Genomic DNA, 16,904 nt, shown 5'->3' with positions numbered 1-16,904 from the left:
CGACCGTCGAGAGGTCGACCGACGTGGCGGTGCGTGACGGTCGCTCGGCACCCGCCCGTTCGGCCCGCCCGACCGGCCGCTTGACCCCCCCGTTCGTAGGGGGGCATGCTCGTTGTGACGCGGGGCACGCCGGAACGGCGGTACCGCGGACATCAAACTCGGCGACCAGGACGGTCGTCTGCCCCGAGAGACCGGGACGGCCACAGGCCGACCCGGTCTCTCGACTTTTCTCGGCCCCTCCTAGCGCTGCTCCCCGGTGAGCACCACGCGCCGCTGCCCCAGGTCGGCCGCGAGCGGCACCTCGAGCACCGGGTAGCGGAGCTCCCGGGTGCACGGCCCCGGCGAGGTGGTGGTCTGCGTGACCCGCACCGTCACCTCCTCGGCCGTCTCCCCCACCAGGGCCGCCGACGCCTCGGTGCAACCCCCCGCGCGCCCGTAGACCCCCAGGGTCCGGGCCCCGCGCGTCCACACCAGCGTCGGGAAGCCGGCCGGGAGACCGGCCGTGGTGACGCGGGCGGGGTCGAGGGCGGTGGTCCCGGGCGGCGGGTCGGCCACGAGCGGGTCGACCGGCACCGGCGGGGTCGACGTCCCGCCGGGTGGTGCCCCGGTCGGCACGGTCGGGGGCGTGGCCGCCGACGGGGACGGTGGCGTGGGGGACGGCGGGGTGGGTCCGCTGCCGGAGCCGCAGCCCGCGGCGAGCAGCACGACGAGGGACAGCAGGGCGATCGTTCCGGCGGCGCGCATCGTCGGGCATTGTGCGCCCGGGGGCGGTCTCTCCCCCGTCACCTCACACGGACGGTTACGCCCCGAGTCGCCGGGGCCCGGTGTCGCGCGGCCCGGGCGGCGGCCCGAGCACCGCGCGGACGGCGGTGGGGTGCACGCCGCGCTCGGCGACGAGGATCGGGTCGAGCGTGAGCGAGCGCAGCTCCGGCACCCGGTCGGCGAGCTGGCCGACCCGCAGCAGCAGGTCCTCCAGCGCGCCGAGGTCCATCGGCCGGGTCCCCCGGTACCCGTCGAGCAGGGGCGCCGCGCGCGGGGCCCGGACCAGCGTGTACGCGTCCATCGTCGAGAGCGGGGTGGCCCGGTAGGCCCGGTCGCCGAGCAGCTCGGTCACCACGCCGGCGAGCCCGAAGGACACCAGCGACCCGAACGACGGGTCGTCGCGCACCTCCACCACCACGGGCGACCCGGGCGGCACCTGGGCCTGCACGTCGACCTCCGGCCAGCCGGAGAGCTGGGTCAGCTGCTGGTAGGCCGACGACACCGCCTCGTCGTCGGACAGACCCGTGCGCACCCCGGCGAGGTCGCTGCGGTGCCGCCAGGTGCGGTTCACGGTCTTCATCACGACCGGCGCGCCCGCGTCGCCCCCGTCGCCCGTGCGCAGCTCCCTCGCGGCCGCGACCGCCTCGTCGGCCGAACCCGCCCGCCGGAACGGCGCGACGTGGATGCCGACGCGGCGCAGGAGCTCCGCGCCCTGGACCTCGTCGAGGACCAGCGCGGTGTCGAGGTGCCCGAAGGAGTCGACGTACTCCCGGGCGGCCTGCAGATCGCAGCCGGGCGGGACGACGAAGTCGCCCACCGGGCGCGACAGCCACTGGGTGTAGCGCACCACCCGCGCCAGCGCCCCCACCGCCCGCTCGGGTGACGGGTAGGAGGGCACGCTGCCCCGGGCGGGCACGTCCGGCCCGCCGTGCTCAGAGGGCACCACGAGGTGCTCGGGCACGCCGGACGAGGCCAGGAAGGTCGTCACCACGGGCTTGTCGGCGCTGGTGACCACCTCGGCGAGCGCGTCGGCGTGGGCGGCGCCGTCGGTGGCCACGGGCGGGGAGAAGACGATGACGAGCGCGTCGCAGCCGTCGTCCTCGAGGGCGCGCAGGGCGGCGTCGGCGAACTCGGCGGGATCGGCCATGGCGCCGACGTCGACCGGCGGGAACGCCAGGTGCATCCCGTGCGCGAGGGCGACGTCCGCGGCCAGCACGCCCAGGGCGGAGGAGTTCCCGACGACGCCGATCCGCGGCCCGCCGGGCAGCGGCTGGTTCGCGAGCAGGAGCGCGACGTCGAAGAGCTCGTCGACCGAGTTCACCCGGATCACGCCGGACTGGTCGAACACGGCCGCGACCGAGGCGTCCTCCAGCGGGGAGGTGCTGGCGGCGAGGCCCGCGCTGGCGTGCCGGCCGCTGGCCACCGCCACCACCGGCTTGCGGCGGGCGAGGCGCCGGGCGACCCGGGCGAACTTGCGGGGGTTGCCGAAGCTCTCGAGGTAGAGCAGCACGACGTCGGTGGAGGCGTCGGTGTCCCAGTACTGCATGAGGTCGTTGCCGGAGAGGTCGGCGCGGTTGCCGGCGGAGACGAACGTCGAGAGCCCGAGGCGGCGCTGCGCGGCGGTCGCGAGGATCTGGATGCCCAGGGCCCCCGACTGGCAGAAGAATCCGACCCGCCCCGGCGGGGGCAGCTCCGGGGCCAGGGAGGCGTTCAGGCGCACCGCCGGGTCGAGGTTGACCACGCCCAGGGCGCTCGGCCCGACGACGCGCATGCCCCGGGCCCGCGCGGAGGTCACCAGCTCGCGCTGGCGGGTGAGGCCGGCCTCGCCGGTCTCACCGAACCCGGAGGTCACCACGACGAGGGCCTTCACGCCCTTGGCGAGGCAGCCGTCGACGACGCCGCCCACCTCCTCGGGCGGGACGGCGAGGACGGCGAGGTCGACGTCGTCGGGGATGTCGAGCACCGTCGGGTAGGCCCGCACCCCGCGCACCGACCGGGCCTCGGGGTTCACGGGGTAGACCGGGCCGGTGAAGCCGCTGCCCAGCAGGTTGCGCAGCACCACGTGGCCGAGCTTCATCGGGTCGGCCGACGCGCCCACCACCGCGACCGAGCGCGGACGCAGCACGTTGGCGACGCTGCGCGCCTCGGCGGCCTGCTCGCGGGAGCGCCGGACCTCGGTGGAGCGGTCGGTCGCCGCGACGTCGAACTCGAGGTGCAGGGTCGAGCCGTCGAGCGCGCGGGTCACGTCGTACCCGGCCTGGCGGAACGTGTGCACCATCGCCCGGTTCTCGGCGAGGACCTCCGCCACGAACCGGCTGATCCCGACCTCCTCGGCGGCCGCCGCCAGGTGCTCGAGCAGGATCGAGCCCAGCCCGCGGCCCTGGTGGTCGTCGCGGACGACGAACGCGACCTCCGCCGACGGATCGTCCGCCCCCAGCCGCACGTAGCGGCCGATCGCGATGATCTCGGTCCCGAGCCAGAGGACCAGCGCCACGGAGTCGTGCTGGTCGACCTCGGTGAACCGCTTGAGGTCGCGCGGCGGGATCGTCGGGTAGGGGCTGAAGTACCGGAAGTAGCGGGTCCGGTCGGACAGGCGCGCGTGGAAGGCGACGACGTCGTCGGCGTCGTCGGGCGTGATGGGCCGCAGGTGCGCCGTGACGCCGTCGGCCGCGACGACGTCGGCCTCCCAGTGGCGCGGGTACGGCGCGTCGGGGACCGCGAGGACCGGCGTGGTCGCCGCCTCGAGGCTCGTGGCCTCCTGGTCGGGCGGGGCGCTCATACGTCAGTCCAGCACGTTCTGCGGCTCGAGGCCGTGCAGCGGGAAGACGGAACGGCGCGTGTCCAGGATGAATCGGTCCACATCGATCTCGGTGTACCCGCCCCACGGGGAGAAATCGGTGGGTGCGTCCTCCGTCATGCTCGTGGGGAGCGGCCGGTTGGTCAGCCCGACCGCGTGCGAGGTCCACTCCGCGGGGATCGTGCGGTCGGGGTCGACGTCGCGGTCGAGCACGGTGGCGAGCAGGTGGGTCCAGCTGCGCGGCACCCCCCGGAACAGGTTGTAGCCGCCCCCGCCGAGCGCGAGCCACTTGCCGCCGGCGTACTGCTCGGCGAGGTCGCGACAGGCCCGGTAGATGGCGCGGTGCCCGTCGACGGTGAGGGAGAGCTCGGCGAGCGGGTCCTCGTGGTGGGTGTCGGCGCCGTTCTGCGTGACGAGGATCTGCGGTTCGAAGGCGTTCAGCAGGCTCGGGACCACGGCGTGGAAGGCGCGCAGCCACGCCGGGTCGCGGGTGCCGGGCGGCAGCGGCAGGTTGATCGAGGTGCCCGCGGCGGCGCCCTCGCCGAGCTCGGAGGCGAACCCGGTGCCGGGCCAGAGCGTCCGCGGGTGCTGGTGCATCGAGATCGTCATCACGCGCGGGTCGTCGAGGAAGGCGGCCTGCACGCCGTCGCCGTGGTGGACGTCGGTGTCGAGGTAGGCGATCCGGGTGTAGCCGTGGTCGAGCAGCCAGCTGATCGCGATGGCGCAGTCGTTGTAGACGCAGAAGCCCCACGCGTGGTCGCGCATCGCGTGGTGCAGCCCGCCGGAGAGGTTGACCGCGCGGTCGGTGCGGCCCTCGGCGATCTCCCGGGCGGCCGCGATCGAGCCGCCCGCCACGAGCGCCGACGCGTCGTGCATCCCCTCGAAGATCGGGTTGTCGGCGGTGCCGAGCTGGTGGGCGGGGTCGTCGCCGTCGTGCGGGGCCCGGCGGACCGCCGCCAGGTAGGACGCGACGTGCACCCGTTCGAGCTCCGCGTCGGGCGCGGGCTCGGGGATCAGCGGCTCGACCCCCTCGAGCACGCCGAGGCTGCGGGCCAGGCGCATCGTCAGGTCGAGGCGCACCGGGTGCAGCGGATGGTCCTCCGAGAGCTTGTAGGCGAGCAGGGCCTCGTCCCAGACCACCGTGGCGCGCATGGCGCCGACGCTACCCATGCCCCCTGCCGGGGGTCAGCCCGTCGGGGGTCGGCCCGTCTCGACCGGGCGCTTGGAGGCGACCCAGTTCGACCAGGAGCCCACGTAGAGCCCCACCGGGTCCTCCGGCGGCCGGACGCCGGCGATCTCGGCCGCGAGCACGAGCATCGTCGCGCTGACCCCGGACCCGCAGTAGGCACCGACCGGGCCGGCCTCGCCGATCACGCCGCGCAGCGCCTCGGCCAGCTCGTCGGCCGGGCGCCAGCGGCCGTCGGGGCCGAGCAGCGAGCCGGCGGGGAGGTTGGTCGCGCCCGGGACGTGGCCCGCGACCGGGTCGATGGGCTCGGTCTCCCCGCGGAAGCGCTCGGGCGCCCGGGCGTCGACCAGCGAGCCGTCGCGGGCGGTGGAGGCCGCCGACTCGGCGGTGAGCACGGGCATCGCGCCCCCGGCGACGTCGACGTCGCCCTGGCGGCGGGCGCCGCCGGAGACCGTCGAGGACTCCCCGCCCGCGGCGGTCCAGGCCTCCCACCCGCCGTCGAGCACCCTCACTTGCGCCGGGGCGAGGCCCGCCCAGCGCAGCACCCACCAGGCCCGGGCCGCGGCCATGCCGTCGCCCGCCCCGGCGCCGTCGTAGACGACGACCGTGCTCGACGGCGTGATCCCGGCGCGGCGCATCGTGGTCTGCAGGTCGTCGGGGTCGGGCAGCGGGTGCCGGCCGGCCGGGCCGGGCGGGCCCGCGAGCTCGGAGTCGACGTCGACGAAGACCGACCCGGGGACGTGGCCCGCGTCGAAGTCGGGCTCGCCGACCGGGTCGGGACGCCGCCGGGACCGCTTCTTCGCCGGTGGGGTCAGCCGCCAGCGCACGTCGAGAACCACCGGCCGTCCCTCGGTGCCGGCGGGGCCGTGGGAGAGCTCGGCGAGCAGGTCGGCGGCGGCGAGGAGCGGACCATCGGGACTCGGCACGTCGCCCATCGTGCCCTCCGGGCGGTGCGGACCGCGGCCGGACCCGGTCAGCTCGGTAGGATCGGTACCGGGATGGAAGGGGTGGGGATGAACGACCTCATCGACACCACGGAGATGTACCTGCGCACGATCTACGAGCTCGAGGAGGAGGGCGTCGTCCCGCTGCGCGCGCGGATCGCCGAACGCCTCGAGCAGAGCGGCCCGACGGTGAGCCAGACGGTGGCGCGCATGGAGCGCGACGGCCTGGTGCACGTCGCCGGCGACCGCCACCTCGAGCTGACCCCCGAGGGCCGCGGCAAGGCGGTCTCGGTCATGCGCAAGCACCGGCTGGCCGAGCTCCTGCTGGTCAACGTGATCGGGCTGGAGTGGGAGCACGTCCACACCGAGGCCTGCCGGTGGGAGCACGTGATGAGCGACGCCGTGGAGCGCAAGGTGTTCGCCCTGCTGGGCGAGCCCGCCGTGTCGCCCTACGGCAACCCCATCCCGGGCCTCGACGAGCTGCGCGGCCAGGGCGACGGCGAGCTGCCCACCCGCACGCCGACCCCCGACGAGGCCGGGCTGGTGCGGCTCGACGAGTTCGCCCGGGCGGGCGGCGGCAAGGTCGTGATCCGGCGGATCGCCGAGCACGTGCAGCTCAACGAGCCCCTGATGGCGGGCCTCAAGGCCGCCGGGGTGCTCCCGGGCAGCGACGTCGAGGTCGTGGCCATCCCCCGGTTCGGGGACGCGGTCAACATCGGGACCGGCGGGCGGAGCTCCGAGGTCGACCCGCTGGTGGCGCACGCGGTGCTCGTCCGCGCGGTCTGAGCACGCCGCGCGGGGGCACCCTGCGCGGTCCGCTGGTCCCGGGCCCGGGCGGGTGGGCCAGACTCGGGACCATGAAGCTGCTCGTCACCGGCGGCGCCGGCTACGTGGGGAGCGTCTGCACCGCGCACCTGCTGGCCGCGGGCCACGACGTCACCGTCCTCGACGACCTCTCCACCGGCCACCGCGACGCCGTCCCCCCGGGCGCCGTCCTCGTCGAGGGGGACGTGGCGACGGCCGCGTCCGGCGTGCTCGCGGAAGGCGGGTTCGACGGGGTGCTGCACTTCGCGGCCCGCTCCCTGGTCGGCGAGTCGGTGACCGACCCGGCGAAGTACTGGCACGGCAACGTCGTCACCTCGATCGCCCTGCTCGACGCGATCCGCGCGCACCGGGTGCCGCGGCTGGTGTTCTCCTCCACCGCCGCCACCTACGGCGAGCCGGAGACGAGCCCGATCACCGAGGACTCCCCCACCCGCCCCACCAACCCCTACGGCGCGACGAAGCTCGCGATCGACCACGCCATCTCCTCCTACGCCACGGCGTCGGACGGGGAGCTGGGAGCGGTCTCGCTGCGCTACTTCAACGTGGCCGGCGCCCACCACGGTGACGGGGGAACGGCCTTCGGGGAGCGGCACACCACCGAGACCCACCTCATCCCCCTCGTGCTGCAGGTGGCGGCGGGCACCCGGGAGCAGGTCGCGATGTACGGCGACGACTGGCCCACCCCCGACGGCACCTGCGTGCGCGACTACATCCACGTCGACGACCTCGCCGACGCCCACCTGCGCGCCCTCGAGGCGGCCGGGAGCGGGCCGGGCGAGCACCTGGTCTGCAACCTCGGCAACGGCACCGGCTTCTCGGTCCGCGAGGTGGTCGAGGCGTGCCGCCGCGTCACCGGGCACCCGATCCCCGCGGTCGTCGCGCCGCGGCGGGCGGGCGACCCGGCCGTCCTCGTCGCGTCGGCCCGCCGCGCGCACGACCGGCTCGGCTGGACGCCCACCCGCGGCGACCTCGACGGCATCGTCGCGGACGCGTGGGCCTTCGCGCGGGCGCGCGTCGGGGCCGACGCGTGAGCCTGGTCCTGTTCGACCTCGACGGCACCCTCGTCGACTCGGGGCCCGGCATCCGGGCCTCGGTGCGGCACGCGGCGGCGAGCGTCGGGATCGCGGAGCCGACCGACGAGCAGCTCCGCGCCCTGATCGGCCCGCCCTTCCCCGAGGCGTTCCTCGACGTCCTCGGGGTGGACCCGGCGACCGCCGACGCGATGATGGCCGACTACCGCGACACCTACGGCGCCGGCGGGATGTTCGACGCGTCGGTCTACGCCGGCGTCCCGGAGCTGCTCGCCGAGCTGACCGACCGCGGGGACGTCCTCGCGGTCGCCACGAGCAAGCCGGGCGAGTACGCCCGCGAGATCGTCGCGTACCTGGGCCTCGCCGAGCACGTCGCCGGCGGCGTGCACGGCACCACGTTCGACGGCCGGGTGCAGGGCAAGGCGGCCGTCGTCGGGCTGGCCCTCGCCGCGAACGCCCCGGTGCTCGCGCACGGACCGGCGCTGTCCCACGGACCGGGACTGTCCCACGGACCGGGACTGGCCCTCGTCGGCGACCGCCACCACGACGTCGAGGGCGCCCGGGTCCACGGCCTGCCCTGCGTGGGGGTGGACTGGGGCTTCGGGGGCCGCGACGAGCTCGAGGCCGCCGGCGCCGCCGTGGTGGTGGACAAGCCCGGCGAGGTGCCCGCCGCGCTCGACGCCCTGCGATCCGCCGCCCCGCGGTAGCCGGTCACGCCGCGAGCTTCGCGGTGGTCTCCGTGTACGCCGCGCTGACCAGCTCCCGCACCGTCTCCGGCGGGAACCCGGCGGTGATGAGGGTGCCGAGCATCCGGCTGAGCTGGTGGTGCGGGTCGGCGTCGCACGCCCGCTGCAGCGCGGTGGTCAGGACGGCCCCGCCGCCTTGGTCGACCGTCGCGAACGCCAGCAGGGTGGCGGGCTGCGCGACCTCGGGGGCCGGCACGGCCCGGGTGAGCAGCGTCCAGAGCCGTTCGGCGTGCACGGGATCGACGCGGTCGTCGTGGCCCGCGGCCCAACCGAGGCAGGTGTCGCGCACCGCCGGGTCGCACAGGGCCACCGCGAGGCGGGCGATGTCGGACTCGGAGAGCGGCGTCCCGGCCCCGACGTCGCCCACCACGCCGCGCACGAACTCCAGGTTGCGGCGCGACGAGGCCCGGCGGTCGTCGAGCCACTCGTCCACGGCGACCTGGTGCCAGTCGTCGATCAGTCGGCGTCGACGCTCGCCGCCGGCCTCGGGATCGGGCGCGAGGGAGGCCTCCACCTCCTCGCGGGAGCCGCGGGTGACCCGCCCGGTGACGGCGGCGTGGGCGGCCGCGGCGACGGTCCCGCCGGGGTCGGGCAGCGTGCCCGAGCAGGCGCAGGGGTGGTAGCAGCGCCACGGCGCGCCGATCGCGATCCGCTCGGCCCACACCGCCTCCATCACCGGGATGTCGATGGCCTCGAAGGTGGCGGTGATCGCGTCGACCAGCTCGAGGTGGGGCGGGGCCGCGGCCGTCCCGGCGACGCCGGAGACGACCACGACGACGACCTTCGCGGGCGCCGAGCGCTCCAGCCGCTCCCGGGCCGCCTCGGCGAGCACGCCATCGGTCTCCGCGTCGGGCGACTCCGCGAGGTCGATCCGGACCATCCCGCCGAGCCGGCCGCGGCCGTCGCGCTCGTGGATCCCGATCACCACCACGGACTCCTCGGGGTGGAACCCGAGCATGGGTGGCAGGGCCGCGACGAGGTCGGCGGACCGGCCCACCCGGACGACCACGGGCTCGTCGGGACGGGAACGGGACTTCGGCGGCGGGACGGGACGGCGGGCCTTCTTCCTGGTGCTCATGTCCGTTCCGACGAGGGCCGCCCCGCCCCGGATCCACGCACCACCCGATCGGACGCACCGGGCACGGCGCCTTCATCAGCCCGTCACGCGCACGCGCTTGCCGTGGTCCCCGCGGCGCGGGGAGAGTCTGCGACCGTGGAGAACCACGACTACGACCTGCTCGTCATCGGCTCCGGCCCCGGCGGGCAGAAGGCCGCGATCGCGGCGGCGAAGCTCGGGAAGCGGGTCGCCGTGGTGGAGCGCCGCGGCATGGTCGGCGGGGTCTGCACCCAGACCGGCACCATCCCGTCGAAGACGCTGCGCGAGGCCGTCCTCTACCTCACGGGCTACGCGATGCGCGGGCTCTACGGGGAGAGCTACCGGGTCAAGCAGGACATCACGGTGCAGGACCTGCTGGCGCGCACCCACTTCGTCATCGGGCGCGAGGTGGAGGTGATCCGGGCGCAGCTGCAGCGCAACCGGGTCGACCTGCTCTCCGGCGCTGCCCGCTTCCTTGACGACCACGCCGTGGAGGTGATCGGTGACCGCCGCGGCGAGCACCAGACCGTCACCGCCGACACGATCGTCGTCGCGACCGGCACCCGGCCCGCCCGGCCGGACACGGTCGAGTTCGACGACCGCCGCGTCGTCGACTCCGACGGCATCCTCGCCATGGAGAACATCCCGGCCTCCATGGTGGTGGTCGGCGCCGGCGTGATCGGCATCGAGTACGCCTCGATGTTCGCCGCGCTCGGCACCCGGGTGACCGTGGTGGAGCGCCGCGCGCAGATGCTGGAGTTCTGCGACTCCGAGGTGGTCGAGTCGCTCAAGTTCCACCTGCGCGACCTCGCAGTCACCTTCCGCTTCGGCGAGGAGGTCTCCGGCGTGAGCGTGTCCGACCGGGGCACCGTCACCACCCTCGCCTCGGGCAAGCGGATCGCCGCCGAGACCGTCATGTACTCCGCGGGCCGCCAGGGCGTCACCGAGGAGCTCGCCGTGGAGAAGGCCGGGCTGGAGGTCGACGCCCGGGGCCGGCTCTCGGTCGACGAGCACTACCGCACGGCCGTGCCGCACATCTACGCCGTCGGCGACGTCATCGGCTTCCCGGCGCTCGCGGCCACGTCGATGGAGCAGGGCCGCCACGCGGCGTACCACGCGTTCGGCGAGCCGGTCGGCAACGCCAACGCCGCCCTCGCCCCGTACGGCATCTACACGATCCCGGAGATGTCCTACTGCGGCGCCACCGAGGCCGAGCTGACCGAGAAGGCGGTGCCCTACGAGGTCGGCATAGCCCGCTACCGGGAGCTGGCGCGCGGGCAGATCGTCGGGGACGACTACGGGATGCTCAAGCTGCTCGTGTCGCCCGACGACCACGCCCTGCTCGGCGTGCACGTGTTCGGCACCTCGGCCACCGAGCTCGTGCACGTCGGCCAGGCGATCATGGGTTGCGGCGGGACGGTCGACTACCTCGTCGACGCGGTGCTCAACTACCCCACCCTGTCGGAGGCCTACAAGGTCGCCGCGCTCGACGCCACCAACAAGATCCGCGCGCTGCAGGCCTTCGGCTGACGGCTACGCCGGCAGGTTCAGCTGCTGACCCGGGAAAATCATGTTCGGGTCGGTGGCGACGTCGCGGTTGGCCGACGCGAGGGCCTGCCAGCCGCCGCGGACCTGGTGGGCGTCCGCGATCGAGCCGAGGGTGTCGCCCGCGGCCACGGTGTAGCCCCCGGATGCCTTCTCGGGGGCCCGGTGCCGCCCGGAGTCCGCGGAGTCCGACTTCTTCGACGAGGCCTTCGACGCCTTGGGGGCCTTGGGCGCCTTCGAGGAGGACGCCTCCGACGAGCCCGACGACGACGCCGCGTTCGAGGACCCGCCCCCGCCGAGGCCCTTCTTCCCGCACACCGGCCAGGCGCCGATGCCCTGCCCGTCGAGGACCCGCTCCGCGACGGCGATCTGCTGCTCGCGCGAGGCGTCCTTCGCGTCGCCGGACCCGCCGAACGCCTTCCAGGTCGAGCGGGTGAACTGCAGCCCGCCGGAGAAGCCGTTGCCGGTGTTCGCCGACCAGTCGCCCGAGGACTCGCACTGGGCGACCGCGTCCCAGTTCACCGAGCCGGACGGGGCGGCCTGCGCGGCGGGGGCGGCGAGCGTCCCCAGGGCGGCGAGGGCGAGCGGACCGGTCGTCGTCGCGACGAGGGTCGAGCGGAGCCGGGAGGCGGCGGGCGCGCGGTGCTTGGGCATGCGGGGACCTCACGGGGAGCGAGCGGCGAGCGGGGAGCGGCCGAGGTCACGACCAGGGCACGGCGCCGACCCTAAGGATCTCCGCCGGGGAGACGTCCCTGGCTGAGAACGCTCTCCCCCCGGGTGCGCCCACGGGCCGTTCCCACGCGCCCGGCGCCCCGTCCTGACGCCGTCCTGCTCAACGGCTTGCGCCGTCCGCCGCGTCCGCTCCTCAGCCCCGTGAGGAGACGGCGCCCGGACGACGACGAGGGGCCGCCCGCCCCGTGGGACGGACGACCCCTCGTCGTCGTGTGCGGACGGTCAGACGGTGACCGGGAAGCGCAGCAGCGCGCCGACGCCGTCGACGAGCTCCGCCCCGGCGCCGAGCACCGCGACGTCGCCGCCCATCGCCCCGGCGGCGCGCAGGAGCACCTGCTCGGCCGGACGCTGGATCGGCGTCGCGTCGGAGATCGTGGCGGCCTTGTCCTTCTCGGTGGAGATGGCCTCGGGGGTGTCGCCGACCCACAGCTCGCCGTCGACGTGCTGGCCGTCGACGAGGAGCAGCGTGGCGATGGCGCCGGTGCGGGCGGCCTCGAGCACCATCTCGAGCCCCTCGACGGCGTTGGCGTGCGCCTTGGCCTCGTGGAACTGCTGGCGGATCGCGGTCTCGCGCTCGGTGGCGGCCTTGCCGGCCTCGGTGAGCAGGGCGTCCTCGAGGGCGTCCTCGCTCGACCCGGCCGCCCGGCTGCCCGCCTCGATCTCGCGGGTGATCTCCGCGAGGCCCTTGGGCATCTCGTGGCGGACGACCTCGCGGCCGGTGACCTCGCCGGCCAGCACGATGATCTCGGGCCGGAACGACGACGCGGCCGACTGGATGCCCTTCACCACGTCGGCAGCGTTCTGGTAGCTCGCCTCGGCGTGCCGGCGCTGGCGCTGCTTGTGGGCGTTGCCGCCCCCGCGCGCCTTGTGCACCGACTCGACGGCCGAGCCCTCGATCGACTGCTCGTCGACCTCGCGGGCGCCCTCCACGTTCGAGGCCACCACCTGGTAGACGTCGCCGCCGGTCTGGTCGGCCACCACGAGCAGCGCCCGGACACTGCCGGACTGCGAGCGGAAGTACGCCCCGAGCTCGGGCAGCGGCGACCAGGTCGCGACGTCGCCGGCGGCGTCGACACCCTCGACGGCGTCGTCGAAGACCACGCCGTCGGCGGAGGCGACCACCACGCGCCCGTAGGCGTTCAGGTCGCCGCCGCTGGTGTCGCCGAACAGCTCGTCGAGCGCCGCGATCGTCTTGTCGTCGGCGCCCTGCTCACGCAGCGAGTCGGAGAGTCCGCGCCAGCGCAGGTCGGCCTGCCTGGCGGCGTTCTCACCGGGGTTCGTCGCCTCCAGGTAGACCGTCGCGAACGGCCCGCGCCGCTCGAAGAGTTCCCGCGTGTGCGACAGGTCCATGCCGGTGTTCCTCCTCCTGGCCGCGGTTTCGGGGACCGCGGCACGTACGTACGTCTCGGAGGAGCCCGTACCCGGTGCGCGGGGGTGGTCTAACGTTCCCGGCCACCTACCACCCGCGCAGATCGACCGTCCAGCTCTCGAGGACCTCGGCGTCGTCGGGAACGGACCCCCGCACCACGTGCATCCGCTCGTGCAGGGCGACCGTCGGGTCGATGTGGGCGGGCACGACGAGCACCCGGTCCCCCACCCGCACGGGCGCCTCCGGCGCGAACGTCACGTGCTCGTCGGAGCAGAACCACACCTGCGCGTCCGGGATCGTCGGGTTGCCGTGGTCCATGCCCAGCGCCTTGAGCCCGACGTCGGCCACCGCGTAGGCCGGCATGTCGGGCCGCGCCGCCGAGACGTGCACGACGGTGCCGAGCACGTGCAGCGCCTGCCCGTAGCCCACGCCCGCCGCGGTGTAGGCGGAGTCCATCAGCGCGTAGGAGCCGGCCTGCATCTCGGTGACCCACGGGTTGCACGCCGAGGTCCCGGTGCCGCCGCCGGAGACCACGTCGCCGCCCACGTCGGCGTGCGCCGCGAGCAGCGTCGCCATGGCCTCCTCGGTGAGCTTCGCGCGCTCGTCCGCGTCGGGCCACGCCTGCAGGTGCCCCTCGTAGCCCATCACCCCGCGCACCGCGAGCCCCGCCGCCCGGGCGCGCCCGGCCAGCGCGCCCGCGTCCTCCGGGCGGCACCCGCAGCGCGGCAGGCCGACGTTCACGTCGACGAGCACCTCGCGCACCCCGCCGGCGGCCGCGGCGGCCACGGTCTCCGGGGAGTCGACCGCGAGGGTCACGCGCGCCCCCTGCGCGACGAGCGCGCCGAGGCGGCGGGTGTCGAGGACCTCGTTGGCCAGCAGCAGGTCCTGCCCCAGACCCGCGGCGACCATGCCCTCGACCTCGCGGATCGTCGCGCAGGTGAAGCCCTCGGCGCCGTGCGCGGCCTGCCGGTGGGCCAGCGCCGTCGTCTTGTGCGCCTTCACGTGCGGGCGCAGCGTCGCCCCAGGCCAGCGCGCGGCCATGGCGGCGAGGTTGGCCTCGAGCAGGTCGGCGTCGACCACCAGCGCCGGGGTCTGCAGGTCAGCGAGGTGCACCGAGAATCCTCTCGAGGTGGGCGTTGTGGAACAGCCCCGTCGGGTCGAGGCGGTCGCGCAGGGCGACGAAGGCGCCGAACTCCGGGTACGACGACGCCAGCTGGGCCGCCGTCCGCGTGTGCAGCTTCCCCCAGTGCGGGCGCCCGTCGAGCGCGGTCATCACCGCCTCGACCGCGCCGAAGTAGGCCTCGTGCGGCCTCGTGTGGTGCACGTGGACCGCGAGGTAGGCGCTGTCGCGGCCCGAGGCCGTCGAGAGCGGGACGTCGTCGGCCGCCGCGACCCGCACCTCCACCGGGAACGTCACGTCCGGCGCGTGCCGGGCGGCCGCCGCCCGCAGCCCGGCGAACGCCTCCCCCAGCGCCGCCCGGGGCACGGCGTACTCCATCTCCAGGAACCGCACCCGTCGCGGGCTGGTGAACACCCGGTAGGAGCGGTCGACGTACTCGGCGTTCGCCATCTGCCCGGCGAGCACCCGGTTCAGCGTCGGGACCACCCGCGGCGCGAGCGCGCCCGCCCGGCACACGAGCTCGAAGGCGCCGTTGCCGAGCAGTTCGTCGCCGACCCACTCCGCCACCCGCCCCCGGACCGGGCCCTCGGCCGTCGTCCGGTCGTTGATCTTGGTCGCGGCCACGTCGGTGTGCGGGAACCAGTAGAACTCGACGTGGTCGTGCGCCGCGGCCAGCTCGTCGAGGCCCTCGAGCACCTCGGCCAGCGGCAGCGCCGTCTCCCGCGCCCGCATCCGGAACGCCGGCACGCACTCCAGGGTCAGAGCCGTGACCACCCCGAGCGCGCCCAGCCCGACGCGCGCGTGGTGGAACACCTCGGGGTTCTCGGAGGCCGAGCAGGCGAGCACCGTGCCGTCGGCGAGGACCAGCTCCAGGCCCCGGATGCGCGCGGCGATGCCCGTGTGCCGCGCCCCGGTGCCGTGCGTCCCGGTGGCGACCGCGCCGGCGATCGTCTGCGCGTCGATGTCGCCGAGGTTGGGCAGGGCGAGGCCCCGGTCCCACAGCGCGGCGTTCAGCGCGCGGATCGTCGTGCCGGCCGGGACGGTCGCGAGCATCCCGTCGACCCGGATCCCGCCCTCCGCCGGCGCCGCCAGCGCGATCCCGTCGGGCACCCCGATCCCGGTGAACGAGTGGCCCGAGCCGGTCGCCTTCACCCGCAGCCCGTCGCGGGCGGCCGCCTTGACGGTGTCGACCACGTCCTCGGTGGACCGCGCCACCACCGAGCCCGCGGGCGACGTCCGCTGGTTCCCCGCCCAGTTCCGCCACAGGGTCATGCCGTCTCCATCTCCTGCTCGGGCCGTCCCGACGACCGCGCGGGCAGTCCCGCGGTTCCGTCGCGCAACCGGCGTCGCAGCACCGCGACGTACCAGAGCCCCGTCAGCGCGAGGCCGCCGAGCACCACGTAGTCGGCCGCCCGGAACGCCTCGGGCAACGTCAGGGCCGCCACGACCGCCACCAGCCACACCATCGCGAGCCCCGCGACCGGGAGCGCCGCCCGGCCCAGCGAGAACGACCCCGCGCCCAGGGCGCGCAGCCGGCGTCGGCGGGCCAGGTAGCCGCCGAGGGTGAGCAGGTAGATCAGGTAGGGCACGAGCGCGGTGGCGCCGACGAGGATCGTGAACGCGGCGCCGTCGAGCGTCCCGTAGGCGAGCAGCACGAGGCAGACGACGAGGCTCGTCACCAGGGCGACCACGGGTGTCGCGGTCCGCCCGTTCACGCGCCGCAGCGCGCCCGAGCCGGGCAGCAGCCCGTCGCGGGCCATCGCGAAGAGCAGCCGGGAGTTCGACGCGGCGGCCACCACGAGCAGCGCGAACATCGAGAACACGACGATGATGAGGAAGACGGCCGTGAGCGCCGGGCCCAGCCAGAACTCGGCGATCGCCGCGAGGGGCACCGGGGAGGCCTCGACGGCGCCCAGGTCGGGGATCGCGACGGTGAACCCGATCAGCGCGACCATCCCGAGCACCCCGGAGATCACGGCCGCGGCGATCATGGCTCGCGGCACCGTGCGGCGGGCGTCGACGGCCTCCTCGGCCATGTCGGCGGCCGCCTCGAACCCGACGAGCGTGAAGATGCCGATCAGTGCGCCCCCGACGATGCCGTCGGCGAGCGGGGTGCCGGGGTTGGCGGTCGTCAGGAAGGCGAGGCCGTGCCCGCCGTCGGGGGTGGAGCCGCGGTGGGTGGCCCACAGCGCGAGCAGCAGCACCGAGAGCACCACCGTCCCGACGATCTCCGCGAACACCGCCAGGTTGTTCACCCGCGCCGCCCACTGCACCCGGACGATGTTCACGACGAACGCCACGACGAGGGCCAGCACGGCGATGACCAGCAGCGTCAGCGGGTCGGCCGCGTCGAGCCCGACCACGGTGGCGGCCAGTGGGGCGAGTCCGACGAGCGCGATGCCCGGCAGCCCGACGGCGCCGTAGAGCAGGCCGAGCGCGCCGACGGTGTAGCCGAAGCCGGTGTTCACCAGCCGGGCGCTCCACTGGTAGTTCGCCCCCGCGAGCGGCATGTGCCCCGCGAGCTCGGCCAGCACCAGCACGACGAGCACCTGGCCGACCGCCGCCACCGGCCAGAGCCACACCGCGGCGGGCCCGAGCGTGGTGAGGCCGTAGGCGTAGTTGACGAAGATGCCGGTGGTGATCGAGACGACGGAGAAGGCGATCGCGAAGAGCGCGAAGCGGCGCAGGACGCGCGGGAAGGCGGTGGCGTAGCCGGCCTCGTCGGGTGCGCTCACGGCGGGCCTCCCTCGT

General features: G+C 75.2%; 14 protein-coding genes. 4 read left to right on the top strand and 10 right to left on the bottom strand.

All coding sequences use genetic code 11. The annotated features are described in order from the left end of the window. Positions 1–240: 240 nt before the first annotated feature. Genes ACFPBZ_RS11610 through ACFPBZ_RS11595 form a run of 4 tightly spaced genes read right to left on the bottom strand, consistent with a single transcriptional unit; the run spans position 241 to position 5,680 of the window. Positions 241–744 carry a hypothetical protein gene (locus ACFPBZ_RS11610; RefSeq protein ID WP_378036210.1) on the bottom strand — a complete coding sequence of 168 codons (504 nt, stop codon included), beginning with the start codon at positions 742–744 and terminating at the stop codon, positions 241–243. Between the two features lie 55 nt (positions 745–799). Next, the gene (locus tag ACFPBZ_RS11605; protein ID WP_378036209.1) at positions 800–3,541 is read right to left on the bottom strand and encodes a bifunctional acetate--CoA ligase family protein/GNAT family N-acetyltransferase; all 2,742 of its coding nucleotides are present in this window, start codon (positions 3,539–3,541) and stop codon (positions 800–802) included. A gap of 3 nt (positions 3,542–3,544) precedes the next feature. Beyond that, entirely contained in the window at positions 3,545–4,711 is a 1,167-nt protein-coding gene (locus ACFPBZ_RS11600) for an acetoin utilization protein AcuC (RefSeq protein WP_378036208.1), read from the bottom strand. 33 nt (positions 4,712–4,744) lie between these two features. Continuing rightward, positions 4,745–5,680 (bottom strand): sulfurtransferase, encoded by a 936-nt coding sequence (locus ACFPBZ_RS11595; RefSeq protein ID WP_378036207.1) that lies wholly within the window; start codon positions 5,678–5,680, stop codon positions 4,745–4,747. A gap of 78 nt (positions 5,681–5,758) precedes the next feature. On the opposite strand from ACFPBZ_RS11595, the gene ACFPBZ_RS11590 reads away from it, so the two are divergent. The 3 genes from ACFPBZ_RS11590 to ACFPBZ_RS11580 all read left to right on the top strand — a co-directional run bounded on the left by ACFPBZ_RS11590 (position 5,759) and on the right by ACFPBZ_RS11580 (position 8,252). Beyond that, the gene (locus ACFPBZ_RS11590) at positions 5,759–6,475 is read left to right on the top strand and encodes a metal-dependent transcriptional regulator (RefSeq protein WP_378036206.1); all 717 of its coding nucleotides are present in this window, start codon (positions 5,759–5,761) and stop codon (positions 6,473–6,475) included. A gap of 71 nt (positions 6,476–6,546) precedes the next feature. Beyond that, the gene (galE, locus tag ACFPBZ_RS11585) at positions 6,547–7,545 is read left to right on the top strand and encodes a UDP-glucose 4-epimerase GalE (RefSeq protein WP_378036205.1); all 999 of its coding nucleotides are present in this window, start codon (positions 6,547–6,549) and stop codon (positions 7,543–7,545) included. Continuing rightward, positions 7,542–8,252, top strand: a complete 711-nt coding sequence (locus ACFPBZ_RS11580; RefSeq protein ID WP_378036204.1) for an HAD hydrolase-like protein — start codon at positions 7,542–7,544, stop codon at positions 8,250–8,252. The genes galE and ACFPBZ_RS11580 overlap by 4 nt, the downstream gene beginning before the upstream one ends. A 4-nt stretch (positions 8,253–8,256) precedes the next feature. Here ACFPBZ_RS11580 and ACFPBZ_RS11575 read toward each other — a convergent pair whose 3' ends face one another. After that, positions 8,257–9,369 carry a DUF4192 domain-containing protein gene (locus ACFPBZ_RS11575; protein ID WP_378036203.1) on the bottom strand — a complete coding sequence of 371 codons (1,113 nt, stop codon included), beginning with the start codon at positions 9,367–9,369 and terminating at the stop codon, positions 8,257–8,259. A 135-nt stretch (positions 9,370–9,504) separates the two neighbouring features. Between ACFPBZ_RS11575 and sthA the strand changes: the two genes are divergently transcribed. Further along, positions 9,505–10,917, top strand: a complete 1,413-nt coding sequence (gene sthA, locus ACFPBZ_RS11570; protein ID WP_378036202.1) for a Si-specific NAD(P)(+) transhydrogenase — start codon at positions 9,505–9,507, stop codon at positions 10,915–10,917. A 3-nt stretch (positions 10,918–10,920) separates the two neighbouring features. Here the strand turns inward: sthA and ACFPBZ_RS11565 are convergent, their stop codons facing one another. The 5 genes from ACFPBZ_RS11565 to ACFPBZ_RS11545 all read right to left on the bottom strand — a co-directional run bounded on the left by ACFPBZ_RS11565 (position 10,921) and on the right by ACFPBZ_RS11545 (position 16,888). Beyond that, the gene (locus tag ACFPBZ_RS11565; protein WP_378036201.1) at positions 10,921–11,586 is read right to left on the bottom strand and encodes a transglycosylase family protein; all 666 of its coding nucleotides are present in this window, start codon (positions 11,584–11,586) and stop codon (positions 10,921–10,923) included. Between the two features lie 300 nt (positions 11,587–11,886). After that, the gene (locus tag ACFPBZ_RS11560; RefSeq protein WP_378036200.1) at positions 11,887–13,014 is read right to left on the bottom strand and encodes a baeRF2 domain-containing protein; all 1,128 of its coding nucleotides are present in this window, start codon (positions 13,012–13,014) and stop codon (positions 11,887–11,889) included. Positions 13,015–13,120: 106 nt separating this feature from the next. Beyond that, positions 13,121–14,146 (bottom strand): alanine racemase, encoded by a 1,026-nt coding sequence (locus ACFPBZ_RS11555; RefSeq protein WP_378036199.1) that lies wholly within the window; start codon positions 14,144–14,146, stop codon positions 13,121–13,123. After that, positions 14,133–15,425, bottom strand: coding sequence for a D-arabinono-1,4-lactone oxidase (locus ACFPBZ_RS11550; RefSeq protein WP_378036198.1), 1,293 nt, complete (start codon positions 15,423–15,425; stop codon positions 14,133–14,135). The genes ACFPBZ_RS11555 and ACFPBZ_RS11550 overlap by 14 nt, the downstream gene beginning before the upstream one ends. Then, on the bottom strand, positions 15,422–16,888 hold the full coding sequence (locus ACFPBZ_RS11545) for an APC family permease (protein ID WP_378036197.1): 1,467 nt from the start codon (positions 16,886–16,888) through the stop codon (positions 15,422–15,424). The genes ACFPBZ_RS11550 and ACFPBZ_RS11545 overlap by 4 nt, the downstream gene beginning before the upstream one ends. Positions 16,889–16,904 lie beyond the last annotated feature (16 nt).

The organism is Actinomycetospora atypica (assembly GCF_042653685.1).
Taxonomy (GTDB): domain Bacteria; phylum Actinomycetota; class Actinomycetes; order Mycobacteriales; family Pseudonocardiaceae; genus Actinomycetospora; species Actinomycetospora atypica.
The sequence above is the reverse complement of the archived record's forward strand: the minus strand, read 5'-3'. Positions and strand labels throughout refer to the sequence as shown.